Consider the following 24,235-nt stretch of genomic DNA (forward strand, 5'->3'; position numbering starts at 1 on the left):
GTGACATCCGTTACGTCTTTGCGACGCGCTTGCCCTTAGCGGTCGATTCGTTGTTCGCAAACAGTTCGGTGAGCCAATCGATGAACACGCGAGCTTTCGCGCTCAGGTGTCGATTGGGCTGATAGGCAACAGAAACAGGAACGGGATCCGATACCCAGTCGCTCAGAACTGCTTCGAGTGCGCCGCTTTGAAGGTGTGCTGTGGCGGAAAACGTCAACGCATGGACGACACCGAGACCCGCGAGGCCAATGGTCAAACACGCCATGATGTCGTTGGCGGTCAGTCCGCGCCGATTCTGCACTTCCACACGTTCACGATCTTTCGTCACCACGATCGGAAAGGGGCGATTGGTTCGCGAGGCAATGGTTCGAATGACGACGTGACCATGCTCGAGGTCAGATGGATGCGAAGGCCGTCCGTGCCTGTCCCAGTACGCTGGCGTCGCGCACAGGATTTGTTTAACGGCGCCAATCTGCCGCGCGACGAGTGATTGATCGAAGATTTCCCCCGCGCGCACGACACAGTCGACATTCTCTGCAATGAGGTCGACCGGACGATCGCTGATCCCAAACTCGATCTCGATGTCCGGATAACGCTCGACGAACGCCGGTAACGCGGGAAGTATCACCGAAAGAGCTAATGGCACAGGTAGGTCGACACGCAAGCGTCCTCGCGGGTTGGTCTTCGCGCGCGACATCGTGCCCTCGAGCTCCGCGAGATCGCTCATCAACTGCAGCGCGCGCTCGTAGTACGCGGCGCCGTCCGCTGTTGTCGAGACCTTGCGCGTCGTGCGGTTGAGCAGCTTTGTGCCCAGTTCGACTTCGAGCGACGCAATCAGACGGCTGACGGCCGTCTTCGGTAAGTCGAGCACCTGCGCAGCCTTGGTGAAGGTGCCGCTTTCGACCACTCGAATGAACGCCTGCATGGCGTGAAACTTGTCCACGGTACGACTCCTCGCTGTCCTATCCCCGCCTGCCTGATTGTTTCACTGAAGAAACAATGTGGAATCGTAGCAGCGATTTATCCGCCTGCGCGTTCTCGGTATCGTTCACCCATCGCCACACGAACTTCAACGGCGCCTCGAACGGACCAGATCGTTCGACCTGCTTTCGCAGCTGCGCCGAAGTTCATCTTGAACAGGGAAATACTCATGTCTATCGCTAGAGAAACGCATGCCTCGGACCGCCCAAAGGCGGTGGTTATCGGAGTCGGGCCGGAGCAAGGGCTCGGCGCGGGCCTGTCTCGTCGATTCGCCACCGAGGGGCGTCATGTCGTCATCGCGGGACGCACCGAAGCGAAAATCGAACGGGTGCGCGAAAGCATTGTCGAGGCAGGCGGCTCGGCAAGCACGGTCGTCATGGACGTGACGAACGAAGCGGATGTGATCCGCTTGTTCGACGTCGCCATGCGAGCAGACGAGCGTGGCGGCAGTGCCGACCTCATTGCCTACAACGCAGGCAACAACCAGCCTCTGGATCTGCGGACGATGGAAGCGGACGTCTTCGAATCGTTCTGGCGGCTCAACTGTTTTGGCGGCTTTCTCGTGGGTCGCGAAGCCGCACGGCGCTTTGTACCCCTGGGCCGAGGGTCGATTCTTTTCAGCGGGGCGACGGGTGCACTTCGAGGCTTACCAAACTTCGCCCACTTCGCGTCAAGCAAGGCCGGCTTGCGCATGCTCGCTCAAAGCATGGCGCGCGAATTCGGCCCGCTCGGGCTGCACGTTGCCCATGTCGTGATCGACGGCGGCATCGACGGAGAACGGGTGCATACGCGCTTCACTGAGCATGTCCAGCAGAAAGGCCCCGATGGACTGCTCGATATCGACGCCATCGCCGATGCCTTCTGGTCGCTTCACCGCCAGCACCGTTCCGCGTGGACGCACGAGCTCGATCTGCGCCCCTTCAAAGAAGCGTTCTAAACAATCGCGAACCCCAACACAGTCCATTTCGAAGAGTCAATGATGAAACTTATCGGTCCATGGTTTTCCGGCTACACCCGCCGGGTCGGCATCACGCTGAAGCTGCTTGGCATACCGTTCGAGCATCTGCCCTATCACGCCTACGAGCAGCAGGATCTTATACGCCCTTACAGCCCGATGGTGAAGGTGCCGGCGCTTGCGCTCGATGACGGCGCGGTTCTCTACGACAGCACAGGCATCATCGAATATCTGCATGAAGAAGTTGGAGCAGAACGCGCATTGCTTGCACCCTCCGGCGTGAATCGGCGCGACGCCTTGCAGTTCATCGGTATCGCATCCGCGATCTACGGAAAGCTCAGCGATATGTATGACGAGTCGATCCGCCCGCCCGAGCATCAGATCGCCACAATCGTCGCATCGCTGCGCGAGCAGGCGTTGGCGGGATTTCAGATGCTCGAGTCGAGAGCCGGTAATGGCTGGCTGGTGGGCAATGCGCTGTCTCAAGCCGATGTGATGGTCGTGATTACCTGGCAAGCCGCATCATTGGCGTTTATGCCCGACGTCGTGCATCCGGCTGCTTTTCCCAAGCTTGCCCGATTGGCCGCGCGCGCGATGGAAATAGACGCGTTCTCCAGTACGCTGCCTTTCAAGGGATAGGGATAGGGATAGGGACAGCGCGCGCGGCCTCAGCCGCGCGTGCTATTTCTTTTGCTGCCCCCTGCTTTGCGGACAGGCGTTGTCGTGTCCGCAAACAGATCGATCACAACCCCGCGCAGCCAGCGATTGCCTTCGTCCTGCTGGACTCGCGTGTGCCAAAGCAGATGGATCGGTGCGGCGGGCAGCGTCATGGGCAGCGCGCGCAGGCTGAGCGAGAAAGGGGTTTCCAGTTGCAGGGCAAGCCGCTCCGGCACCGTGGCGATCAGATCGGTGCGTTGCAGGATGTAGCCCACGCTCATGAAGTGCGGCACCGTCAGCCGCACCTGGCGCCGTACGCCGCGCCGTTTCAGCCATTCGTCCACCTGCCCGTGGCCGGTGCCGGCCGCCACGACCACGAGATGCTCAGCTTCGCGCCATGCAGCGAGCGTGAGCGGTGCGTCCTCGAGCGGATGGCCGCGCCTGAACAGGCACACATAGCGCTGATCGAACAGGCGGCGCTGATAGAAGCCACCCTTGAGTTGCGGCAGCAAGCCAATCGCCAGATCGACCCGGCCGTCGGCCATCTCGTTGCTCAGATTGACGCTTGTATCGCGCACGGTATTGAGTGCGACGCCCGGCGCGACACGCGACAGTCGTTCGAGCAGCGCAGGCAGAAAAACGACTTCGCCTATATCGGTCATGCCGATCGTCATGGTGCGCATCGCGCGCAGCGGATCGAAACCCACCACCGGATTGAGTGCGGCGTGCAGCGTGGCGAGCGCCTGCGAGACCGGTTCCGCCAGACGCAGCGCGAACGGCGTGGGCACCACGCCGCCCGGCCCGCGCACGAACAAGGGATCGCCAAGCCGGCGGCGCAGCTTGGCGAGCGCGTTGCTGACGCCGGGCTGGCTCATGTTCATCTGCTCGGCGACGGTCGCCACGCGCCGCTCCTGCATCAGCCGCTGGAAGAGCAGCAGCAGATTGAGGTCGATTTCGCTCAGTTCCATAACTCACGCATGTCCATGTCTCATTCAATCCAGTGATGAAGCAGATTCATTTCATCTTATTGAGGAATGAAGGTCTAGTGCTGAAAATACTGACACGGCACCCGCATTCGACATGGCGTCCGGAAATGCCATGGCGGCCCACACCATAAATCTGGATATTGGAGACACAGTCATGAAGCAGATGGATCTGAAGATTGCGATCGTCGGCGCCGGCGTCGGCGGCCTTACGCTTGCGCTCGCGCTGCGCGAGCGCGGAATCGATGCGCAACTCTACGAGCAGACCGACGAGCTGCGCGAAGTGGGCGCGGCCGTCGCGCTCTCGGCCAACGCGACGCGCTTCTACGAACGCATGGGATTGCGTGCGGACTTCGAGAAGGTGTGCGCGGAGGTGCCGGGCCTCGTCTATCGCGACGGACGCAGCGGCGAGGTCATCGGCCATCATCGCGGCACGCCCAGCTCTCGCGAGCTGTTCGGCGGCTCGTACTGGGGCATTCATCGTGCTGATCTGCAGGCGGTGCTGTCGAGAGCTGTCGGCCTTGAACGCATCAAGCTCAGCCATCGGCTGGTCGATCTCGTGCAGCACCCGGATCGCGTGAGTCTAGCGTTCGATAACGGTCAGCGCATCGACGCCGACCTCGTGATCGGCGCCGACGGCGCGCGCTCGATCACGCGGCGCTGGATGCTTGGCTATGACGACGCCTTGTATTCAGGTTGCTCGGGCTTTCGCGGCGTGGTGCCGGCTGAACGCATGGACCTGCTGCCCGATCCCGAGACGATTCAGTTCTGGGTCGGGCCCGGCGGCCATCTGCTGCACTACCCCATCGGGGACAAAGGCGACCAGAATTTCCTGCTGGTCGAGCGTCATCCATCGCCGTGGCCGGTACGCGACTGGGTCATGCCCGCCAGCGAGGGCGAACAACTCCGCCTCTTCAAGGACTGGCATCCGGCCATCGTGCAGATGATTACGGCCGTGCCCATCAGTCAGCGCTGGGGATTGTTCCACCGTCCTCCGCTCGGCCGTTGGAGCAAAGGCCGCGTGACGCTGATCGGCGATGCCGCGCATGCGCTTGTGCCGCATCACGGCCAGGGCGCTAATCAGTCGATTGAAGATGCCGTGGTGCTGGCCGCTCAATTGGGCTCAGCGGGTCCAGGCAATTGGCGCGAGGCGCAGGAAGCCTACGAGCGCTTGCGCCGGGGCCGCACGCGCAAGGTGCAGTACGCGTCGATCACCACGGCGGATGTGCTGCATTTGCCCGACGGGCCGGCCGCGCAGGCCCGCAACGCCCGCCTCGGTGCGCGCGACAGTGTGCTGAACCACCTGGACTGGATTCACGATTTCGATGCGCTCACAGAAGAGCCGAGTGAACGGCAGGGTGGCACCTGGCTTTGAGCAAGCGCTGCTTAAGCGATTCCTGCGCGTGTGAAAGTCGCTACGCGGCGTAACCGCCGTGCGGAGTGGCGCGCTCCGCACTATCCGCCTCCTCATAGCTTGCGAACAACTGGCACACAGCCCGCGGCTCGAGACAGCCATGCAGCAGCTCGCGGAACCGGTGATCGCAAAAGCGCTGCGCGACATCGGCCAGCAGCCGCAGATGCGTGCTGTTCGCCCATTCCGGGACGAGCAGCACGACCACGTCGCTCACCGGCTTGCCGTCTGGAGCATCGAACGGAATCGGCTCCACGGGCCGAACGTAAAATGCCATGGCCTGGCGCAGCGTTCGTATTTGACCGTGCGGAACGGCAATGCCCTGACCGAGGCCAGTCGAGCCTAGCGCTTCACGTGCAGCGAGCCCCGCAGTCACGGACGTTGCCGGTAGTCCATAGTGCTGTTCGAAGAAACGGCCGAACTGGGCGAACAATGTTTCCCGATCAGCCGCATTCAGACCAAGCAGAACATGATGTGGCGAAAGCAGTTGCGCAAGGGTGTCACCTTTTTCGGCTGCTTCAGCGTCATCGGCGGGCGAGTCGGCGCGCGGCTGCGGGCCGCCATCCATCAAATCCCGCCAGGCCTCCGTGGGCGCATCGGGAATTTCAAGCAGTTGCCCCACCTCGGCGGCCGGCGCCAGATGCGCGAGGCGTTGCATTGCGCCGTTGACTGCCTCCTTGGGCAAGTAGAGCGATAGCCGCACGCGGCCCGTTCCGTGCAGCGGCGCAACGCGAATGGTCCATTGCTGATCGCCGCAATCGCGGATCAGCGCCTGGCGCAACGGCGTGGCGTGTTGGGCGTCCAGGGTGACGCGCATCATCACATTGCGGCCGGGTGCGGCCCGCGACCGGCCATGGGGCAGCGTTTTACTCAGTCCGAGAAGAGTCCGTAGACCAACCAGCGCGCGAGTCATAGCGGCTCCTATGCGTTATCTGCTATCAGGTTAGCCGGATCGCCATTAACTTGGCGTAAAAATCACTGGGTGAAATTAGTCGTCGAGATGAACCGAATACAAATCGACTAACCAGTCGATGAAAATGTCGACCCGTTTTGGCCTGGTTCGATTGGGCATATACACAATGGACACAGGGCGAGGATCTAACGGATAGCCTCTCAGAACCTTGCTCAATCGGCCGGCACGCACATGAGCGTCGAGTATAAAGGTGCTGCCCTGTATCAATCCGAGACCCGCAAGCCCGCATCAACACCCTCCAGTACGGAGGGCTTCCGCATTGACACGTCAGTCGACCGCTGCGTGTTTCAGGGCACCGCCAACCCGTGTTCCGGGCTTCACATAGCTGCCAAGCGACAGCAGCAGAACGCCGGAGGCAAGCAGCAGAAACGGCGCGGCTTGCAGCGGTAGTCCATAGTTGTGCCGCAAGTCGAAATACCGCCCGACTGCGATCGGTCCAAGCACGGCGCCAAATGCGTAGCCCGAAAACGCGATCCCGTAAAACAGGCCGAAGCGTTTCAGACCGATATACGAGCGAACCATATACGAGAGAAGGTCGCCCTCTGCGCCGACTGCAAGCCCGACGAGCACCGAGGCACACAGTGCGCTGGGGTAGCTGTCGAACTGCTTTAGCAGAACAAATCCGGTAGCGCCGGCTGCGAAGAAGAGGCACGCGACAATCGGTGCGTGCACACGATCCACCAGTATGCCGGACGCAAGCCGGCCGATGAGAATGCCGAATCCTACGAGCGAGGCACTGCGCGCCGCATCGTGAGCCGATATGCCGCGATCGATCAGAAGAGCAGGAAGATGAGGGCCAAGCGACAGTACCGCCGTCGAGGCAAGAAACGCCGAGAGAAAGATCACGGCAATGCGCAACAGCTTCGTACCGGCGTGGGGTGAGGCATCGTCGACATTCATGTCCCTGGCGTGCTCGCGTGATGTCGTGCTGCCCCCCTTCTTCTCCTTCGTCAGCGCGAACGCCATCAGTGCGCCCATGAGCGACATGCCCGCGAGCACCTGATACGCTCCACGCCAGCCAATGCCGGTGATGAGGAACTGCGACAGCGCAGGCATCACGATGGTCCCGATCCCTAGTCCGACCATTGCGAGACCAATGGCAAGGCCCAGCCGCCGATCAAACCACTGCGGCAATATCGCGAGATAGCCGAGAACGGAGGTCGCGGCGCCCGACATGCCGATCACGAGCGAGAGCACGATCCACCAGACCGGATGCCCATCCTGCAAGCCCATGCACGCAAGTGCCAGCGCGAAGACGAACGCTGATGCCAACACCACACGCCTCACGCCGAAGCGGTCCATCAGGGTGCCCACGAGAGGACTGACAATTGCAAGTCCGAGCATGGATGCCGCGTAAGACTCTGCTGCCTGGGCACGTCCCCAGTGAAAATCACGCACAACGGCTGGTATGAACACGCCGTTGGTCGAAATGAAGATGGCGGCAAAGCCGAACGCCATGCCGAGCGCGACGCCAATCACGGTCACGATATATATCTGCCGCCCGCCTGCTTCCGTTGCGTGCTGTGTCATTGTCTGTCTCCACGTAGTTCTTGTCTGGACGCGTGTCTTGCGCACGCGCCGCTCCGTGACGCATGAAAGCCCGCTGTCATCGCCGGGATAAACACCCGCGCCCGGCAATGCGATGGTTCATGTCTGCGCTTCTTTGAATTCGGGTGTGATTCGGGCGTGCCGGCTGAGAACGGCACGCAAAGAAGGGGGGATGTCCGTCGCCACGCGCACATCGGTGCGCACGCAAATGGGGGAAAAACGTGCGTCGAAAACCGGTTCGCCATTCAGCGTGCAAGCGTGACAGTGGATGTCGTACGAGCGCGTGCGGATCTCGCCGATCCAACATTCGATATCGATCTCGTCGCCCGGCCAAAGCGTCTTGATGAAATCGAGCGACATGCCCCGGCAAGGCGTGCCCACCCCGTGTGCCTGTCCAAGCGACTTGCCGGCACGACCCGCCATGTGGTCGCTGAACAGGCTGACGGCTGAGAGCACATACGTCGAGAACTGGCCGGTATAGACGACGCCCGCGGGATCGCAATCGCTCCAGCGTACGGTCCGCCGGATCACGAAGGGCTCATCGCTCAATACGTATTCGCTGCTGTGGATCATGGCAGGCGCTCCACCTCAACCGCGACGCCGGCGTTTTCCAACTCCTTGAACAGTTCGGGGTACTGGTCGCGAAGCCTCAATCCATCCACACGTCCCGTCCGTGTCATGAACTGATAGATGAATTCGTGCGGACAATAGCCGTCCATCCACTCGCGAATGCGTTCATACCACTCGAACGATGCCTTGGACGCCTCGATCAACGAGCGCTTGCGAGGTTCTCGCAGATCGACATAGGACGCCAGCGCTGCGGTGACATTGTCGGGATGGAGCGCAATTCCCTCGGCGAGTGCGATGGCGTCTTCCATGGCGATGCGCGTGCCCGAGCCTATTGAGAAATGGGCACTCGCGAGTGCGTCGCCGATCAGCACCCGGTTGCCCGCGTGCCAGTTCGCGTTGCGTATCACCGGAAACTGGCGCCAGTTGGAATTGTTCGAGATAAGCGGATCGCCTGATAGTTCGTTTGCAAATACTTCCTCGAACAGCTTTTTGCGGGCATCGTCGGTCATCGCCTGCATGCCGAGATCGATCCATGTGCGGTGATCGCACTCGGCGACGAACGTGCTCATCGAATCCGAATACGGGTAGTAGTGCGCGACGAAGTATCCGCCGGCATGTTTGCGGAATATCAGCGCCGGACACTCGAACGCACGACCCACGCCGTACCACGCAAAGTGATTCGCGAGCGAATAGCGGGAAGTCCCGAAACTTTCCTCAGCGACGCTTCGCACGCGTGAGTTCACACCATCGGCACCGACGATCAGATCACCGTCCAGTGCGTCGATATCATCGACTCGCGAGCAGTACTCGATCTCGATTCCGAGGTCCTCCACGTATCGCTGCAAGACCGACAGCAAGGCGATGCGAGGGATGGCGCCGCCGCCCTGCCCCGGACGTTGCACGGTGATCGGCGTCTTGCTCGATACGATTGTCTGGCGCGCGCTGAACGTCATCTCGGCGACCAGGTCGGCGCAGACATCCGGGGCCGCGTCGTTGAGCTTTGCCAGCCCTGCGTCGGCCAGTACCACACCGAAGCCGAAGGTCGCCTCACGCGGGTTCTGTTCGTAGATGCGCAACTGCGCGTCGGGCACTTTGCGCGCGACAAGAATGGCAAGGAACAGGCCCGCCGGGCCTCCGCCCACGATATCGATTTTCATGGCCGCTCCGACGGTTCGATGACCAGTAGGTCAGCATCGAAACGCTCGATGTGCCCGCGTAAGCCCCCGGTCAACGCGCCGTACCAGACGGCCGGCTTGAAACCGAGTTCCTTGCGCGAGAATTGCAAGGTGGGATTGCCATCGATGCGGATGTAATTGCCGTCGACTGCCGACGTCCGGTATCTCGCGTCTTTGGACGCGACATCGACAAGCGGGCGAAACTCAGGCACGTCGAGCACAAAAATCGACGCGACATCTGTCGCCGCGGCCGATGCGTCGAGCGCGCCGCCCTTCCGTTGCCATACTGCATCGATCGAAGGGAACGCTTCGCCTGTTGCAGCTGCACGCTCCTGATCGATCGCGGCTTCGATCGTACGGGTTGCGTCATTGGCGTCGGCCGAGTCGAACGGCCGGGTTTGGTACGTGATTTCGATCGGATAACCGTTGGGATCGTTGAAGTAGATCGATTCGATCACTTCATGACGCACCTGATACCGCAGCGGTATGCCGACGGCCTCGACCCGGTCGCGCCAAGCCTTCAATTCCCCATCATCCTTGACCTGCCATGCCGTGTGCGTCGCACGGCTCTGATAGTGCTCGGACGGTTCGAGATGTGCAGGTTGCTCAGTGCCGATGTAGTAGAAGAACGCAATCGTGCTGCCGTTACCGCTATCGAAAAAGAAGTGCAGAAAGTCGGCGTGATCCACCGGCCCCCAGCCTCGTGCCGAGATGGCATGCAACAACGGAAGGCCGAGCAGGTCGCGATAGAAATGCACGGTCTCTTCGAGCTTCCAGGTAGGACGAGCAGTGTGATGGACGCCGCGCAGCACCGGTTGCGCAAGACTATTCAAAGAACTTTGGGTCATGACATTTATCCGTTGGAAACGTTGCTGGCGGACTGTTCGGCCTGAAGCCGCTCAATCAGTCCGTTACGAAGCAGCACTTTGCTGAGCTTTCCGGATGCGGTGACCGGAAACTCAGAAACGTTCTCGATGCGCTCGGGCCACTTGAACTTTGCGACGCCTTCCTGTTCCAGGAAGGCTGTGAGCGCGGACAACCCGATCGTGGCGCCCGTCAGGCGCGGCACGACGAACGCACAGACGCGCTCGCCGTACACCGGGTCAGGCATGCCGACCACGGCCGAGGCCAGCACAGCAGGGTGCCGGTTGATCAGGTTCTCGAGTTCTTCGGCGTTGATCTTCTCGCCGCCGCGATCGACCACGTCCTTGGTGCGGCCGCGGAAGAAGAAGTAGCGCTGGCCGTCTATGACCTCGGCCTTCATCAGGTCACCCGAGCGATAGAACCCGTCGGCGGTAAATCGATGGACGTCCTGCTCTTCGGACCGGTAGTAGCCGCGAATCGTGTACGGGCCGCGAAACAACGCCTCGCCGACTTCGCCATCCGGGACTTCGTCTTCAGTGCCAGGCTCGACGATCTTCACTTCGTCCCATTCGCAAACCGGCCGGCCGACGGACTCATCGAGTACGTAGTGCGGATCGCCCTCACGAGCGAACATGATCACCCCCTCGGTCATGCCGAAGATGTGATAGCACGGCGAGCCCAAAGCCGTCGACAGACCCGAGGCATTCTTCGGCGCAGTCAGTTTGCGTTTGAGTTTCACGTCCGGCCTTGCGGCCACGAGCTCTTCGGCAATGCGCGAGTAAATCGGGCCGGCAAGACCATACCAGGTCGGATCATAGTCACGGATCGCTTGCCTCAACGTAGGCTCCGCGATGTCGGGACAAACGACCACGGCGCCTCCCGTGAGCAGGATGGGGCCGAAGAAGCACACCATATTCATGTTGTGCATCAGCGGTGTTGGCATGAAGAGGACATCGTCCTGGGTGTACCGATTCCACGCACCCACCAGTCGCATGTTCAGCAGATATTCGTTCTGAAAGCGGGGAATGATTTTTGGCACGCCCGTGGTGCCGCCGGACAACTGGAAAACAGCCGCCTGAAAGGGGTCGTGGTCGACGCCCCACAGATACGTACGAGCTTCATCGCGTGGCATACCGGCGATCATGGACCAGAGCGTCTGCGCGATGCCGCGCTGTTCGCCTCGTGCCTGAACGACGATGGAAAGACTGGGCGCTACCGACTGCATTTCCTCGGCGAAGGCGACGTCGTCGAATTTCGGATCATCGCCCTGGACCAGATGAATCCGTGCAGCGGCCAGATTGGCCAGATACGAGATCTCATGACGGCGGAACGCCTGTAGCGCGCATATCGGAATCAGATCCGCTTTCAGGCAGCCGAAAAATGCGATCAGCAACTCGTTGCAGTTGCCGCATTGCATGACGACGCGATCGAGTGGCCGCGCGCCCATCTTCAGCAGCGAAGCACCGAACCGGTCGGTCAGATCATCCAGCTCACGATAGCTGATGTTTCCCTCCGGGCTGAGCAGCGCCATCCGGTCAGCGTGCTTTTCAAATGCTTCGCGCAGCGCCGCGGCGAGACTTTGCTCGGGCAACACACCTTGGGTTACGTAGCGCTCGAGCGTCGCCGGGTCCTGGTAACGTACGCCTTCAAGCGCGGTGCGTGGCCGATACATTTTCCTTTGCATGACTTCCTCCATGTTTCCTCCGCGGCCTATGCGTTGTTTTGTGTTGGGTCGAAACGCTTCTTCAACCAGGCCGTGATAACGCGTCCGGCGACCACACGCCCCGATTCCTCGTCGGGCGCCAGCGCCATGCCGTGATGATTTCCTTTCACCCTGACGCGCTGCTTGTCGTCGTTGCCGAGCAATGCGTAAATCGCGTCGATGTCCGCGGGAAAGGTGCATTGATCGCCCGTATATTCAATCAGCAAAATCGGACGGTTGATGGAGGGCGCGCATTTCTCGAGCGACGCATTCGACGAGATGCCGGACCATGTCGAAAGCCATGATTCCGGCGTCACCGTGCGAGCGAAAGCCACGCTTCCCCAATTCGAAGTAAAGGGATCGCTACCCCAAAGCGAACCGGTCACGCGATCGGATGGATCCATGCTGATGTCCCACGACCGAAGATCCGCATCCGTTCGCCAGACCTGGAAAATCGGAGCATAGGCAGCAAGGCGCCTGTCGTTCATGGTTGCGGAGCCGGTTTTCACGCGCGCGCGTGCCTGCTGTTTCCGCTCGATCAGTGCGCGAGCGATGCCGTCGATACGCTCTACGCGCTGACGCTGCGCCGCCCGATAGCGACTCACGAACTGCGGGGAATATCGCGCCTGGCGGGTTCGCGGGTCATATCCGTTGGCTTCCGAGAACGGGTCCAGTGACTCGTCAATCGCCATCGGATCGCTTTCGTCGATAACGCTGGGATCGATACCGCTCATCAGAAGCGCGCCCTGGCCCGGATGGGGCGAAACGAATACGAATCCATCGGCACTTTGCATGGGGAGCTTGTCCAGGCCGGTCGGCCGGCCCCCCGGCGTTTTTGCGATCCGCTGCTCTGGGGGAAGCATCGCCTGCTGATGATAAAAGGCATAGAGCGCCGCACCGCCGGAATTGCCCAGCATGACGATTGACTCATACCCCGACTGACGAAGATGCGACATCCCGGCCGCGACATCGAACAGAGCAATCTCATGTTCCAGGCGCAGGTCGTTTCCGATCGAGCGCGGGCCTTGCACCCAGCATGCGCAACCCGCGTCGAGAATCGTCGGCACAAGGTAGTGCGTTACCGACATTTCCCGCGGATGCATGATCGAGACCACGCACGTCTCCTTGCCCGTTCTCGTGAAGAGAAAGCCGAGTGTCGCCTGACCGTCGGCGGTTTGAAGCGAATACGGGACCACTGTGTAGGGCCGGCGCATCAGCGCCGGATCCCAGTTTGCACCGCGTAGGCCCGCGGTGACCTGAGGAAGAACTGCCTGTTCCACGCCCATCTCCTTTAAATGACACCCCTATCAATTAGGTTAGGCTTTATTTGATATAGTGTCAATTAAATATTGCGTGTAAGCTTGCACGACACTGAATCTCCCGCGTGAACGCTCGCACAACAGCATGGAAAGAAAAGCAAAACCAGTCTTGCAAACGGAAGCAACGCCGCGTCGGCGAGGGCGCCCTCCACGTGTCGAATCTCCGATCGGCGCCGAGCCGATGCTCTCGCGCAACGTGTTGATCGACCGCGCCGCTGAAATGGCGAAGCGCATGTCACTCGACCAGATATCGATGGTCCAGCTCGCCAAGGAATTCGGCGTCGCCCCGGGCCTGATCCACTACTACCTGGGCAGCCGCGACGATCTCATCTCCGGGGTGCTGAACAAGTACTATCGGGAGCGCGTGGAAAGGCTCGCCCCACTGACGGGGGACTGGCGAGCTGACGTCGAGGGTATCTCCGACGTCACGTTTTCGCTCGCGACAGAATGGCCTGGTATCAGCCTGTACGTGGTGTCGCATAACCGCTTTCGCCTGTTTCAGGAGGTGCCCGCCGGCGAGACCGACTACGGCATGGTGTTGTTCGACCACATCGTTTCAGCATTCCTGCAGGGCGGATTCACGACCGATTCGGCAGCGCTCGCCTATCACCTGCTAGCCCAGTTCCTGCTCGCGAGCAGCGTCGCCGTGGCCGGCCGACAGGCACCAGCCGAACACAAGGGTTTCATTCTCGACAAGTTCGCCAGCGTTTCGCGAGAGCGCTACCCGGCGGCCACTGCGGTGGGTCCCGCGTTTGCATCGCTCGACTCCGACAAGGCGTTCCAGGAGGGCTTGCGGCTGTTGCTCGATGGTTTCGAGCAATGGGCGAATACGAATACCCTGAAGACCGCATCCGTGCGTCCAGCCAGCAAGAAAAAGGCAAGATAAGGCGGCAAGCCGCCTTATCCGCAAGCGCCTAGAACTTGTGCCGGATGCCAAGCCGCGCGCCGATCTGGCTGTTGGTGGCTGACGGCGTGAATCCACTGATACTCGCAACCGATGCCTGTCCCAGCGAGTCCACTCCCGTCGCGCGTTGCAGGACCGTCAGAGCATAAAGATCAGTGCGCTTCGAGAGACTGTAGATAGCGCCGAAATCGAGTTGCAGATATTTGGCGCCGCCGTCGCCGTTGACCGAATTGCGTTTGGTGTAATCGAACGCGGTGCCGACGAGCAAAGCCGGCGTGACGTAAGTGCGTACGCTAAGCTCCGCGTTCGTGAAGTTCGCGTTGCCGGTGTATTTAAGAGGATTCGGCCCGATAGTCGAGCCCAGATTCTCGAAGCGTGTATTGGTAACGACGATGCCGATTGTCGTGCTCGCCACGGTATAGGCGAGCGCCGCACCGGCGAATTGGGTCGTTTTGGCCGACGCATAACCGGCGTAGACGGGCATAGACTCTGCGCTCGTCGCGGAGCCAAACGAGCCAATATTGTTTACCGTCGCAACGCCCTTGTTCGGTGTATTGCCGTAAAGGGACACGTTCGGGTCGCGTGCGTTGAAGTAACCCGCTGCAATCGAAACAGGGCCATTTGAATAGCCGGCACCGAGTGACCAGATCTGGTTCTGCGTTGCATTCCCTGCAACACCGCCAAGGCTGTAAAGGCCGCCCGCACTGAAGCCGCCGTATTTCACTGTCGTGAATTTGATCGAGTTATTGGTGCGGTTCGTGTTGGTGAGATTGTCGAGATCGTCCGGGTGGGAGCCCATGTAGCCTGCGAAAGTCCCGGAGGCCGCAAGCGGTTGCAGGAATTCGATGTAGGGATCGTATTGTCGTCCGATGGTCACGGTGCCATACGGCGACGACAACCCAACCCAGCTCTGCCTGCCGAACTCGGCACCGCCTTGCGCCAGCGTTCCGTTGTTGGCGAAGAAACCGTTTTCAAGCACGAAAATCGCTTTTAGCCCGCCGCCCAGATCCTCCGTTCCGCGCAAGCCCCACCGGCTGCCGCTAAGACCTGTGGCGTGCGCATCCGTCAAGGCGAACTGACTCGCACCGACAGGGCCTCCGGCCACCTTCCGGGTCTGTGCGCTATTTGTATAGGTCAAACCTAGATCGATGATCCCATAGAGGGTCACGCTGCTTTGTCCGTGCGCAGCCAGACAGGTCAGCGCAAGCGGCAATGCCAGGCAACAACTCTTCATCTGCATCTCCAATTTTGTTAGTCATACTATTTATAATTGACGTGACCTTGGCGAATCCGGTTTCGTGATCCGCGGAGCGTGCGAGATCCCCTGCGTCCCACGTTAATTGATAGTCAATCAATTAACGCAAGGCTAGCATAATTGCCATCCCTGTCAATACTTTAGTTGGCTTTGGCAGATGCGGAGAAACCCTTGATTGGCGGGCTGGGCCACCCGCTCACCGACGTGAGAAGAATTCACGTGGGACCGACATCATCAATGATCAGGCCAGGTGCTTAACCATGAATACCCGCTTTAAACCTTTCTCCTCCGCCCGGTGCGTTTTGGCATAACCGATACGAGAGATATAAGGCGAGTAGGCCTGTCGAACGATTTCCTCGACAGCTTCAAGGTCGGCAAGAATGGCGAGGCGGGGATCGGGATGCATTGTCATGTTTCGCAAGTATTCGACTGAAGGCGCGGTGGTGAATATAGTAGCTCGTTCATGAGCCAAAACACCGATCCAGCGTTATGCAATTGATGGCACTCCGAACGGAGTCCGCGAAATCCAATCACCCTATCCCTTTCCATGTCCAGGCAGATTCGCGGGTCTCACCGCGGCACGGTGGAATTCTGCCGGATCGTGCGAACGAGAAATATCACTGACAAGATGGTCAACGCCGCGAGCGTCACCGGCCCGATCGTTTTCATGACGTCATGTGAAAACCATCCGACTAGAGCATCACAGGCTTGTATGGATCCCAACAGCAGCGCCAGAACGGTGACACCTGAGCGAGAGCGCATGGCAAACGCAATCAGCGCTGCAATAGCAAGAGGTACGCTACGGGCGACGCCGTACATTGCTGCAATGTGAACCGCCGGTTGCCCGATGACCATTGCCAGCGAGAACGCTGCGCTGACCAGCGCGTTGATACTGGTGATGGTTGCGCAAACATAGAACGCGAATTTTGTGCTCATAAAGAATCGTTCTCTATGTGAATTATATGGGCAATGTAATATGTACAGATGAAACCGTCAAGCCATCTGACCGATACTTCGGGATACATGTTAAGCAAGCTCGGACAGGCAGTGACCGAGCAGTTCGCCCAACGGTTGCGTTCGATAGGGATTCGTCCGAAGCATTGCGGCCTGCTCGCCGCAATCCGCAGCATGCCGATGACATCGCAACTGGCGCTCGGGCAGGCTTTGAACCTCGTGCCGAGCGCGATCGTCACAATGATCGACGATCTGGAAGCACTCGGCGCAATCAATCGGATCGCGGATGAAACGGACCGGCGTCGATACGCGATCGAACTTACAGAAAAAGGCGCGGCAATGCTGCAGCAAGCGACAGCAATCGCCCAACAGGTAGATGACGCAATACTCGATTCTCTTGGGAAAACCGAGCGGGATACGCTGCATCAACTCTTGAGAAAGCTGGCCACTCGCTCGTTGCAGCAGGGCTGACATCTTCGTCCACCGCAATCCGCTTTTTTGAGCATCTCGGCCATTCGAGTTGTCGCATGGAACCGCCAAGGAGTGTACGCTCCTCGCCGAACCCGGAAGTTCGATGCGCGGCACCAAATTCGGTGAACACCTATGTGGCCATACGCGCTCGTCAATGCGAACGTGGGGTATCCTGATTCCTGTTGCGAGTAACCACAACAAAGAGGCGACAGTGCTTGAACTATCAGTTCGTGACAAAGCGATGCTGAGCGGCGAATTGGGTGATGGTGCAGCGCTTGCGATGCGTATCGTCGTCGCCACGGCGCATGTGATGAACGCTCAAAGACTTGTCGACATTTCCTCCGCTCATATCGACGGGTGTCTGTACCACGGATCCGTGAGTCTCGATTTCGTCGAGCGCTTTGTCGCATCCGGAACGCGGGTCGCCGTTCCGACCACGCTCAATGTCGGATCGCTCGACCTCATACACCCGGAGTTGTATCGCGGCAAACCGGCAACTGCGAACGCAGCAAAGCGCCTTATGGAGGCACATCTGGAACTCGGATGCGAGGCGACCTTCACGTGCGCACCGTACCAGCTCAAGCACCGCCCACACCTGGGCGATCAGATCGCCTGGGCTGAATCGAATGCGATCGTTTTCGCCAACTCAGTTTTGGGCGCCCGGACGAGCCGCTACGGCGATTTTCTCGATCTCGCGGCAGCAATTACTGGCCGCGTCCCGTATGCCGGACTGCATGTCACCGAAAACCGGGCCGCCCATGTTGTGTTCGCAACGCCCAACCTCAGTGATTCACCGCGGCGCGACGCCTATTTCGCCGCTCTCGGCTTTCTTCTCGGCCTTAAAGCTGGAGCGACGGTAGCCGCGATCACCGGATTACCTGCGGACACGACAGAAGACGAATTGAAATCTCTTGGCGCCGCGGCTGCATCCAGCGGCTCAGTGGCGCTCTTTCACGCAGTAGGAATTACCCCAGAAGCTCCGACGCTTGACGCCGCGCTACAGGGCGGCGAGCCGGAGCAGACGATTATTGTAAGCGAGGCTGACCTTGCTGCGATCCATCGTAAGTGGAACGATGCTCGCTCCAGTGGGCCACTCGCCGCGATCAGCCTGGGAACACCACATTTTTCGGTCGACGAGTTCCACCGGCTCGCCAAACTGTTCGAATCACACACAGGGCCGCTCCGATGCGGCTTCTATGTCAATACGAGTCGTTATGTTCTCTGGCAGATCGAAGAGGAAGGACTCGCCCAACGACTGGCCTCGCGTGGCGTTCAGATTGTGGTGGACACATGTACCTACATCACTCCCGTGATGAAACAGATCAACGGACTGGTAATGACCAACTCAGGGAAGTGGGCTCACTATGCCCCTGCGAACATCGGCGTCACAGTCGCGTTCGGGAGCATGGCCGAATGTGTTCGCTCCGCCTTCGAAGGGAGAGTTTGCATTGATGAACTGGCCTGCTAAAGCTACAACCATGATCCCGCCCACTCTCGAGCTTGACGGCCAGGTCCTCGTGCCGGGGCGAGCAAGCGGCCTCGCAATCGCGCTGCCCCCGCTGAGCTTCTGGGGCGGCTACGACGCTGAAAACGGGATGATCATCGACAAGACACATGCGGGCTACGGACAAAGCCTGAAAGATCGGATACTTGTGATGCCGCGGGCGCGCGGGTCCAGCTCCAGCAGCAGCGTGCTGGCTGAAGCATTGCGCAACCGCACTGGCCCCAGCGGCATCGTACTGGCGGAACGCGACCTGATTCTTGCCATCGGCGTTATTGCCGCCAACGAACTCTATGCCCTGAACGTACCCGTCGTGAGTGTTGGCGAAGACGTGTTTGCGCAAATTGCGTCTGTCACCGCAACACTGGAGATTGACGCCGGCGATACGTCGCGCCCCGCGAGAATTTACGTCACCGACAGTGAACGTGATGGGAACCGCAAGCCATAGTGATTCCGGCATGCGGCTCGGTCGTATAAACGAAACTAGTTGTACCCGAGAAGCAAGAGAAAACTGTCGTCGCGAGCACCCTACCCCAGGCGCTTCTGGGTCACCGGCGAAAATCCTGTGCTCGCTTCAATCGCGCTGACGTTCTCAGGTCTCTCGAACGCATCAGGAGCGTCGTCGCCGGGACTACGCTGCCGTCCGATGGCCTTGAAAAAGGTCTCGAGACCTGATGGCAGGAAGAACCACGCCCAGTGCAAATCTTCGGTTCCTTCGTTTATCAACGTATGCGATTGCTGTGGACCCAGGAAAATTGTCATACCTGGCTCGATCAGGTAATCGCGCCCTTCCACAACCGCCTTGCCCTTGCCTCGGATGAAGTGAAGCACCTCTTCAGACTCGGCGTGCGCGTGCAGACGAACAAAGCCACCCGGCGGCACGGTCTGCGTGCCAGCCGAAAACGGGCGTTGCATCGATACAAGGTGGGGCGCAACGTGAACGGCTGCATAGCCATTTGCCGGCACCGGTTGCCAGTAGCTCTCCTCGTTGCGCGGATAGACGATCAGGAACTGCGGCTTGCTACCACTGTCGCCTGGACCTACCACGGAGTCTCCGTTGTCACGTGCTCCACCTGTCAGTTCTCCGTCAACCAGACGCCAAACGGCCAATGGATTGGCTTCTTTCACCGCAGCCGGCAGCAATGCATCCGGCAGATCCTGATAGCACACAGGTCGCAGGAACCGGTCGATCGCCGTCGCGCCCACCGACGTGAACATCGGATTCGATGTGGACGGAAAGGGGCCGCCATGAACCATCGCATTGCAGACTTCCACCCCCGTCGGGAAACCGTTGGCGAGGATACGGCCGGCCTTGCGCTCAAGAATCGGCAACAGGCGCTGCGCGTCTGCATAGTCCACAGCGTCGATCTGCAGAGTGACGGTAAGCTGCCCTTCCACGTGTTCCGCGACCGAAAGCAGTTCATCAAAGTCGCGTGCACGAATCACCACAGACGCCGGGCCAAACATCTCTGCTTCGAGCTCGGGCGTAGCCAGCAGGCGTTGAGCATCGGTCACATACAGGGCAGCCTGCGCGGCATTCGGAAATTCGCCCGCCGACACGCCCTGTGCCACCTTCGTCACGCCCTGAACCCCATCGACCTTCTGCGCTCCACTGCGGAAGGCATCGAAGATTCCGGGTGTCAACATCGTCTGTGCCGGTTTTGCCGCCAACGATTCACCTGCAGCCTTGATGAATCGATCAAGGTCCGGACCGTCAATCGCCAGAACCAGGCCTGGATTCGTGCAGAACTGCCCAGCACCCAGCGTCAACGAATCCGCGAAGGCCTTCCCGATCGCCTCGGCGCGGCTCGCTAGTGCACCGGGGAACAGAAACACCGGGTTGATACTGCTCATTTCGGCGTAGACAGGAATAGGTTCGGCTCTAGCGTTCGCGATTCGCACAAGCGCGAGGCCGCCCTGACGGGAACCCGTGAACCCAACTGCCTTGATGACCGGATGCGCGACCAACGCTTCCCCGAGTTTGCGGCCAGCGCCAAAAAGCAGCGAAAACACGCCCTCCGGCAATCCATGCCCCCTGACTGCTTTCTGGATTGCGCGCCCTACCAATTCTGACGTTCCAAGATGCGCGCCGTGTGCTTTCACGATTACCGGTGCGCCGGCTGCGAGTGCCGAAGCGGTGTCGCCTCCCGCAACTGAGAACGCAAGTGGAAAGTTACTCGCGCCAAACACCGCGACGGGACCAACCGGCACTTTCGCGAGGCGCAAGTCCGCACGAGGGAGCGGCTGCCGCTCAGGCTGTGCGTGATCGATCGTCGAACTGAGAAAATGCCCATCGCGGACGACCTTCGCAAAAAGGCGTAGCTGACCGACAGTCCGGCCGCGCTCACCCTGCAAACGCGTAATCGGGAGGCCGGTCTCCGCATGTGCCCGTTCGATCAGCTCATCTCCGATGCCGAGGATATTGTCGGCAATTGCGTCCAGAAATGCGGCACGTTTCGCTAGCGTGACGTTCCGGAAAACGTCGAAGGCCTGAGCCGCCAGAGAGGCTGCGCGCTCCACTTCCGCGGCACCACCCATACCGAAGGATGGCTCCGAAATCTCCGAGTTGCTTGCGGGATTGAACGCGCGCTGGCTGCCTTCGGTGCCACGCACCGCCGAAAAGCCGATAAGCATGTCGCCAGTAATGGTCATGTCGATATCCTCAAAAAAGGACCGAGGCCTTCCTTAATAACCGAGTGCCTTGAGGTCTTCCAGCGTCTTGCGCGTGATGGCGATGGTGGTCTCGCGCTCTTCGCCTACCAGATCGAGGCGCGGTGGTTTCACGGTTTCCGCCGAACCCGTGATGATGTGCTCAGCGAGCTTGATGTGCTGGACCAGTTTCACTACGGTGTCGAGGTGGAACAGAGGAGTCAGGGCGGCATACAGTTTGCGTGCTGACACGAAATCACCCTTGACTGCGAAATTCAGAAGGTTGACCGATTCCTTGGGCAGCGCGTTCGCCATCCCTGAGACCCATGCCGTTACGCCCAGTGCGGCACTTTCAAGAATCAGATCGTCAACACCGCAGACCACCGCAAGGCGGCCGTCGAACCGGCTGATCAGATCGGTCACACGCGTAGTTTCGTACGACTCTTCCTTGATTGCCACAATGGTGGGTTCCTCGAGCAGTTGCTCGACGACGCCAGGCGTCAGGTCCACCCCATAGCCACGCGGATTGTTGTACAGCAGGATATCAAGGCTGGATGCCTGCGCAACGGTCTTGTAAAAAGCCACCGTTTCACGAACATCCGACTTGTAGGTCAAGCCCGGGAAGACCATCAAGCCATCGATGCCGATCTTTTCGGCTTCCTTGGCATACGCCACGGCGTTCCCGGTGTTCGTTTCAGCCAGGCCCGAAATGATGGGCACGCGGCCCTTGATCACCTCTTTCGCCGTACGCAGGACCGTCAGTTTTTCTTCCGGTGTGAGTTGTGCGTTCTCGCCCACCATGCCCATCATCACCACACCGCTGACACCATTCGCGATCAGGCGTTCAAGTCCAGCGCGGATAGCCTCGATGTCGAGCGTGAAGTCGGATTTCAGTTTGGTGGTAACTGCGGGGAAGACGCCTTGCCAGTTGATAGCCATGATCCATTCCTTCTCTAAAGCCGAGGGTCCGTGACGCCTCGCGCATAATGTGTATATTGGATCCAAATAAGACACTCAAAAAAATGCTGCGACACCTGCAGCATTTAAGAGAAGTTATTTAGTATCCTGGATCCAATGTTCAGAATTAAAGCACGAAACAAAGCCGAGGATTCTAGAGGTTTACCCTGGACGATACACCGCGTTTACGACGCATGGACGTCAAAACGCAAGCCTGAACGGCGAGTCATTTTCAATATGGATAGCTAACCATAACTCGCACGAAAGAAGAGAGCGCGTTCTGTAATTTATGTGCGCTCTCAGCTTGTCAAAGGGTAGACGGGATGAAGAATGACAGACGATGGCTAGCGCAATCAGCGCGTTACCACCGCGTCAACAACCGACATGATCTGCTGTGCGGCCGTCTTGACGTGCTGCTCCAGCAGTTTGGCCCCAAGCTTCGCGTCGCGCTTCCTGCATGCCTGGACCAAGGCCATGTGCTCGTCGTGCGACTGTTCGCGGATCGGCACCTGCACGGCCTGAAAGCGGAAATACCGATCGCAGCGGTCATGCAAGACCCGCAACATCTGCAGCGTGATATCCCGCTGCGCAGGCAGATAAAGCGTTTCGTGCAAACGCCAGTTCAACTGCCCCCAGACACCCGAGTCCGCCTTGTCCATTTCCTTGACAAGCCGTTCCGCCTTGCCCATCTCGGCCTCGCTAATGCGCGGAATAGCTTCGGAAAAGATCCACGGTTCAAGACGTAGCCTGATGTCGAACGTCTCCTTCACTTCGTCTATCGACAGTTCGGAGACGTAGGCGCCCTTGTGGGGGACATTGGTCAGCAACCCCTCTGCCGTTAAACGGGTGATGGCCTCACGGATAGGAACGCGGCTGACGCCGAGTTCCTCGGCGAGCGCTTCCTGCCGCAATGGTTCACCCGGAGCCAGGTCGCCGCTCAGGATTCGCTGCCGAACCGCCGTTGTGACGAGTTCGACTGTAGTTGGGCGGACAATCTTGCGCGTGCTTTCGTCCGCGATAACTTCGCTCATCGTGGACGCTTCTTTGGTACGACGTTTGGCGGCTACCGGGGGCATGATCAGTTTCAGTAAAGGATTCAGGATACTGTGAGCATGCTACCACGGCATCGGCTTTCGGATACAAAATCCAATGGCCGGCGCTGCGTCACTGCAACGCTTTCCTTACCCACGCGCCGTTTTTCATCACACCAGCGATGCGCTCACCCTGCCCGGTAAGAACACTGATATCTCTTAGCGGATCACCGTCAACAACGAGCAGGTCAGCGAAGGCTCCCGGGGCGACGACTCCCAGACGGCCCTGCTGTCCAACGATTTCGGCACCCACCACCGTGGCCTGACAGATTGTCTCGAAAGCACCAAGAATTTCTGAACGGATCATCAGTTCATCGCTTTGATACTCGTGCATGTCGCCCAGCAGATCGGTACCGAGACCCATTTTTACCCCGTTACGTTTGAGTAGCTCGAGTGCTTTCAGGCCTTGAATCCGAACGTTCTCGTTTTTAGCAAGAGCACTTTCTGCCACGCCGGCCTTCGCACCGACCTTGTTCATCGCGTCGTAGGTAACGAGCGTCGGCACCGCAAACGCTCCAAACTCGGCCATGACAGCCGCCGCCTCGGCATCGATCAGGTTGCCGTGCTCAATCGTACGTACCCCGAGCTTCACGACGCGAGCGATCGCTTTGCCTGTGTAAGCATGCGCCATGACGTAAGTCTGGTGCGACGCTGCCTCTTCTACGATCGCCTTGACCTCGTCGACGGAAAACTGCAGGTTCCCAATCGGATCCGTTGGCGACGCAACGCCGCCTGACGCCATGATCTTGATGTGGTGTGCGCCGGCGCGCATCTCTTCGCGGACAGCCTTGCGTACGTCGTCCACACCATCGACGATTCGCCCGATTGCCCCGAGATTGCGGTGACAACCACAGGGGTCAGGATCGGAGTTGTCGAAGCGCTCGCGGAAGTCGCCATGACCGCCCGTCTGCGACAGCGCTTTACCGGCCACGAATAAGCGCGGTCCGGCGATCACGCCCTCCTCGATTGCACGCGAGAGCGCGTAGTCGGCGCCGCCGGCGTCCCGCACGGTTGTGAAGCCCCGGTTGAGCATACCGCTCAGGATCGGCACGGCCCGCAAGACGGCAAAGGTGTTCGGCAAACGCCCGTTGTTCCCAAGGTGCGCAACCGATGCAATAACGTGCGCATGGCAGTCGATCATGCCGGGCATGACCGTCTTGCCCCCAACGTCAATAACCTGCGCGCCATCTATCGACACCGGTTCGCGGGTGACGTCCTTGATGACCTCTCCGTCCACGACAATCGAATAGCGGGCCGTGTCGTTTTCGTGATTCACGTCCAGAACGCGTGCGTTTTTCAGGATCAACATTTCAAT

General features: G+C 59.6%; 23 protein-coding genes and 2 pseudogenes. 7 read left to right on the forward strand and 18 right to left on the reverse strand.

Going from position 1 to position 24,235, the window contains the following annotated elements; translation table 11 throughout:
- Positions 1–10: 10 nt before the first annotated feature.
- Complete coding sequence (locus tag BM438_RS04520; RefSeq protein WP_093633109.1) at positions 11–943, reverse strand: LysR family transcriptional regulator; 933 nt, start codon at positions 941–943, stop codon at positions 11–13.
- A 207-nt stretch (positions 944–1,150) separates the two neighbouring features.
- On the opposite strand from BM438_RS04520, the gene BM438_RS04525 reads away from it, so the two are divergent.
- Together BM438_RS04525 and BM438_RS04530 are read left to right on the forward strand one after the other, a co-directional pair.
- The gene (locus tag BM438_RS04525; RefSeq protein WP_093633110.1) at positions 1,151–1,918 is read left to right on the forward strand and encodes an SDR family NAD(P)-dependent oxidoreductase; all 768 of its coding nucleotides are present in this window, start codon (positions 1,151–1,153) and stop codon (positions 1,916–1,918) included.
- A gap of 39 nt (positions 1,919–1,957) precedes the next feature.
- The gene (locus tag BM438_RS04530) at positions 1,958–2,575 is read left to right on the forward strand and encodes a glutathione S-transferase family protein (RefSeq protein ID WP_244179243.1); all 618 of its coding nucleotides are present in this window, start codon (positions 1,958–1,960) and stop codon (positions 2,573–2,575) included.
- Positions 2,576–2,604: 29 nt separating this feature from the next.
- On the opposite strand, the gene BM438_RS04535 is transcribed toward BM438_RS04530, so the two are convergent.
- Positions 2,605–3,561 carry a LysR family transcriptional regulator gene (locus tag BM438_RS04535; RefSeq protein WP_093633111.1) on the reverse strand — a complete coding sequence of 319 codons (957 nt, stop codon included), beginning with the start codon at positions 3,559–3,561 and terminating at the stop codon, positions 2,605–2,607.
- A gap of 172 nt (positions 3,562–3,733) precedes the next feature.
- Between BM438_RS04535 and BM438_RS04540 the strand changes: the two genes are divergently transcribed.
- Complete coding sequence (locus BM438_RS04540; protein WP_093633112.1) at positions 3,734–4,951, forward strand: FAD-dependent monooxygenase; 1,218 nt, start codon at positions 3,734–3,736, stop codon at positions 4,949–4,951.
- A 40-nt stretch (positions 4,952–4,991) separates the two neighbouring features.
- Here BM438_RS04540 and BM438_RS04545 read toward each other — a convergent pair whose 3' ends face one another.
- The 8 genes and pseudogenes from BM438_RS04545 to BM438_RS04580 form a co-directional block, all read right to left on the reverse strand.
- Positions 4,992–5,900, reverse strand: coding sequence for a PTS sugar transporter subunit IIA (locus BM438_RS04545; protein WP_093633113.1), 909 nt, complete (start codon positions 5,898–5,900; stop codon positions 4,992–4,994).
- A gap of 75 nt (positions 5,901–5,975) precedes the next feature.
- A pseudogene (locus BM438_RS04550) lies at positions 5,976–6,170 on the reverse strand (LysR family transcriptional regulator); the annotation flags it as partial.
- A 57-nt stretch (positions 6,171–6,227) separates the two neighbouring features.
- Complete coding sequence (locus tag BM438_RS04555) at positions 6,228–7,490, reverse strand: MFS transporter (protein WP_093633114.1); 1,263 nt, start codon at positions 7,488–7,490, stop codon at positions 6,228–6,230.
- Positions 7,491–7,607: 117 nt separating this feature from the next.
- Positions 7,608–8,081 (reverse strand): acyl-CoA thioesterase, encoded by a 474-nt coding sequence (locus BM438_RS04560; RefSeq protein ID WP_093633115.1) that lies wholly within the window; start codon positions 8,079–8,081, stop codon positions 7,608–7,610.
- Positions 8,078–9,235 (reverse strand): FAD-dependent monooxygenase, encoded by a 1,158-nt coding sequence (locus tag BM438_RS04565; RefSeq protein WP_093633116.1) that lies wholly within the window; start codon positions 9,233–9,235, stop codon positions 8,078–8,080. The genes BM438_RS04560 and BM438_RS04565 overlap by 4 nt, the downstream gene beginning before the upstream one ends.
- Positions 9,232–10,101, reverse strand: coding sequence for a VOC family protein (locus BM438_RS04570; RefSeq protein WP_093633117.1), 870 nt, complete (start codon positions 10,099–10,101; stop codon positions 9,232–9,234). Before BM438_RS04570 ends, BM438_RS04565 begins: the two co-directional genes overlap by 4 nt.
- A gap of 5 nt (positions 10,102–10,106) precedes the next feature.
- Positions 10,107–11,801 (reverse strand): AMP-binding protein, encoded by a 1,695-nt coding sequence (locus BM438_RS04575; RefSeq protein WP_093633118.1) that lies wholly within the window; start codon positions 11,799–11,801, stop codon positions 10,107–10,109.
- A 26-nt stretch (positions 11,802–11,827) separates the two neighbouring features.
- A complete protein-coding gene (locus BM438_RS04580; protein ID WP_093633261.1) occupies positions 11,828–13,033 on the reverse strand; it encodes an alpha/beta hydrolase in 1,206 nt (401 codons plus the stop codon).
- Between the two features lie 286 nt (positions 13,034–13,319).
- On the opposite strand from BM438_RS04580, the gene BM438_RS04585 reads away from it, so the two are divergent.
- The gene (locus BM438_RS04585; protein WP_093633119.1) at positions 13,320–14,024 is read left to right on the forward strand and encodes a TetR/AcrR family transcriptional regulator; all 705 of its coding nucleotides are present in this window, start codon (positions 13,320–13,322) and stop codon (positions 14,022–14,024) included.
- Between the two features lie 28 nt (positions 14,025–14,052).
- Here the strand turns inward: BM438_RS04585 and BM438_RS04590 are convergent, their stop codons facing one another.
- From BM438_RS04590 to BM438_RS04595, 3 genes are all read right to left on the reverse strand, one after another.
- Positions 14,053–15,276, reverse strand: coding sequence for a porin (locus tag BM438_RS04590; RefSeq protein WP_093633120.1), 1,224 nt, complete (start codon positions 15,274–15,276; stop codon positions 14,053–14,055).
- Between the two features lie 262 nt (positions 15,277–15,538).
- The gene (locus BM438_RS45345) at positions 15,539–15,703 is read right to left on the reverse strand and encodes a hypothetical protein (RefSeq protein ID WP_167378297.1); all 165 of its coding nucleotides are present in this window, start codon (positions 15,701–15,703) and stop codon (positions 15,539–15,541) included.
- Between the two features lie 164 nt (positions 15,704–15,867).
- Positions 15,868–16,233 (reverse strand): hypothetical protein, encoded by a 366-nt coding sequence (locus BM438_RS04595; RefSeq protein WP_093633121.1) that lies wholly within the window; start codon positions 16,231–16,233, stop codon positions 15,868–15,870.
- An 87-nt stretch (positions 16,234–16,320) separates the two neighbouring features.
- On the opposite strand from BM438_RS04595, the gene BM438_RS04600 reads away from it, so the two are divergent.
- From BM438_RS04600 to BM438_RS04610, 3 genes are all read left to right on the forward strand, one after another.
- Positions 16,321–16,722, forward strand: coding sequence for a MarR family winged helix-turn-helix transcriptional regulator (locus BM438_RS04600; RefSeq protein WP_200619878.1), 402 nt, complete (start codon positions 16,321–16,323; stop codon positions 16,720–16,722).
- Between the two features lie 211 nt (positions 16,723–16,933).
- A complete protein-coding gene (locus tag BM438_RS04605; RefSeq protein WP_093633262.1) occupies positions 16,934–18,190 on the forward strand; it encodes an aconitase X in 1,257 nt (418 codons plus the stop codon).
- Between the two features lie 10 nt (positions 18,191–18,200).
- Positions 18,201–18,671 (forward strand): aconitase X swivel domain-containing protein, encoded by a 471-nt coding sequence (locus BM438_RS04610; RefSeq protein ID WP_093633123.1) that lies wholly within the window; start codon positions 18,201–18,203, stop codon positions 18,669–18,671.
- Between the two features lie 80 nt (positions 18,672–18,751).
- On the opposite strand, the gene BM438_RS46100 is transcribed toward BM438_RS04610, so the two are convergent.
- From BM438_RS46100 to BM438_RS04630, 5 genes and pseudogenes are all read right to left on the reverse strand, one after another.
- Positions 18,752–19,138, reverse strand: a complete 387-nt coding sequence (locus tag BM438_RS46100) for a cupin domain-containing protein (RefSeq protein WP_244179256.1) — start codon at positions 19,136–19,138, stop codon at positions 18,752–18,754.
- Positions 19,139–19,306: 168 nt separating this feature from the next.
- A pseudogene (locus BM438_RS04615) lies at positions 19,307–20,875 on the reverse strand (aldehyde dehydrogenase (NADP(+))); the annotation flags it as partial.
- Between the two features lie 33 nt (positions 20,876–20,908).
- On the reverse strand, positions 20,909–21,811 hold the full coding sequence (locus tag BM438_RS04620; protein WP_093633125.1) for a dihydrodipicolinate synthase family protein: 903 nt from the start codon (positions 21,809–21,811) through the stop codon (positions 20,909–20,911).
- Positions 21,812–22,182: 371 nt separating this feature from the next.
- Positions 22,183–22,860 carry a GntR family transcriptional regulator gene (locus tag BM438_RS04625; RefSeq protein WP_234486766.1) on the reverse strand — a complete coding sequence of 226 codons (678 nt, stop codon included), beginning with the start codon at positions 22,858–22,860 and terminating at the stop codon, positions 22,183–22,185.
- 133 nt (positions 22,861–22,993) lie between these two features.
- Positions 22,994–24,229 carry a metal-dependent hydrolase family protein gene (locus BM438_RS04630; RefSeq protein ID WP_093633127.1) on the reverse strand — a complete coding sequence of 412 codons (1,236 nt, stop codon included), beginning with the start codon at positions 24,227–24,229 and terminating at the stop codon, positions 22,994–22,996.
- Positions 24,230–24,235: the final 6 nt, after the last annotated feature.

The sequence above is a fragment of the Paraburkholderia aspalathi genome, from assembly GCF_900116445.1.
GTDB lineage: Bacteria > Pseudomonadota > Gammaproteobacteria > Burkholderiales > Burkholderiaceae > Paraburkholderia > Paraburkholderia aspalathi.

What these genes read in the sequence shown, in the direction of transcription:
- BM438_RS04625 (WP_234486766.1), bottom strand. Translation starts at nt 22,860, where the DNA reads ATGAGCGAAGTTATCGCGGACGAAAGCACGCGCAAGATTGTCCGCCCA.
- BM438_RS04575 (WP_093633118.1), bottom strand. Translation starts at nt 11,801, where the DNA reads ATGCAAAGGAAAATGTATCGGCCACGCACCGCGCTTGAAGGCGTACGT.
- BM438_RS04585 (WP_093633119.1), top strand. Translation starts at nt 13,320, where the DNA reads ATGCTCTCGCGCAACGTGTTGATCGACCGCGCCGCTGAAATGGCGAAG.
- BM438_RS04535 (WP_093633111.1), bottom strand. Translation starts at nt 3,561, where the DNA reads ATGGAACTGAGCGAAATCGACCTCAATCTGCTGCTGCTCTTCCAGCGG.
- BM438_RS04555 (WP_093633114.1), bottom strand. Translation starts at nt 7,490, where the DNA reads ATGACACAGCACGCAACGGAAGCAGGCGGGCGGCAGATATATATCGTG.
- BM438_RS46100 (WP_244179256.1), bottom strand. Translation starts at nt 19,138, where the DNA reads ATGCAACGCCCGTTTTCGGCTGGCACGCAGACCGTGCCGCCGGGTGGC.
- BM438_RS04545 (WP_093633113.1), bottom strand. Translation starts at nt 5,900, where the DNA reads ATGACTCGCGCGCTGGTTGGTCTACGGACTCTTCTCGGACTGAGTAAA.
- BM438_RS04590 (WP_093633120.1), bottom strand. Translation starts at nt 15,276, where the DNA reads ATGAAGAGTTGTTGCCTGGCATTGCCGCTTGCGCTGACCTGTCTGGCT.
- BM438_RS04580 (WP_093633261.1), bottom strand. Translation starts at nt 13,033, where the DNA reads ATGCGCCGGCCCTACACAGTGGTCCCGTATTCGCTTCAAACCGCCGAC.
- BM438_RS04600 (WP_200619878.1), top strand. Translation starts at nt 16,321, where the DNA reads ATGTTAAGCAAGCTCGGACAGGCAGTGACCGAGCAGTTCGCCCAACGG.
- BM438_RS45345 (WP_167378297.1), bottom strand. Translation starts at nt 15,703, where the DNA reads ATGCATCCCGATCCCCGCCTCGCCATTCTTGCCGACCTTGAAGCTGTC.
- BM438_RS04595 (WP_093633121.1), bottom strand. Translation starts at nt 16,233, where the DNA reads ATGAGCACAAAATTCGCGTTCTATGTTTGCGCAACCATCACCAGTATC.
- BM438_RS04525 (WP_093633110.1), top strand. Translation starts at nt 1,151, where the DNA reads ATGTCTATCGCTAGAGAAACGCATGCCTCGGACCGCCCAAAGGCGGTG.
- BM438_RS04560 (WP_093633115.1), bottom strand. Translation starts at nt 8,081, where the DNA reads ATGATCCACAGCAGCGAATACGTATTGAGCGATGAGCCCTTCGTGATC.
- BM438_RS04620 (WP_093633125.1), bottom strand. Translation starts at nt 21,811, where the DNA reads ATGGCTATCAACTGGCAAGGCGTCTTCCCCGCAGTTACCACCAAACTG.
- BM438_RS04630 (WP_093633127.1), bottom strand. Translation starts at nt 24,229, where the DNA reads ATGTTGATCCTGAAAAACGCACGCGTTCTGGACGTGAATCACGAAAAC.
- BM438_RS04530 (WP_244179243.1), top strand. Translation starts at nt 1,958, where the DNA reads ATGATGAAACTTATCGGTCCATGGTTTTCCGGCTACACCCGCCGGGTC.
- BM438_RS04540 (WP_093633112.1), top strand. Translation starts at nt 3,734, where the DNA reads ATGAAGCAGATGGATCTGAAGATTGCGATCGTCGGCGCCGGCGTCGGC.
- BM438_RS04565 (WP_093633116.1), bottom strand. Translation starts at nt 9,235, where the DNA reads ATGAAAATCGATATCGTGGGCGGAGGCCCGGCGGGCCTGTTCCTTGCC.
- BM438_RS04570 (WP_093633117.1), bottom strand. Translation starts at nt 10,101, where the DNA reads ATGACCCAAAGTTCTTTGAATAGTCTTGCGCAACCGGTGCTGCGCGGC.
- BM438_RS04610 (WP_093633123.1), top strand. Translation starts at nt 18,201, where the DNA reads ATGATCCCGCCCACTCTCGAGCTTGACGGCCAGGTCCTCGTGCCGGGG.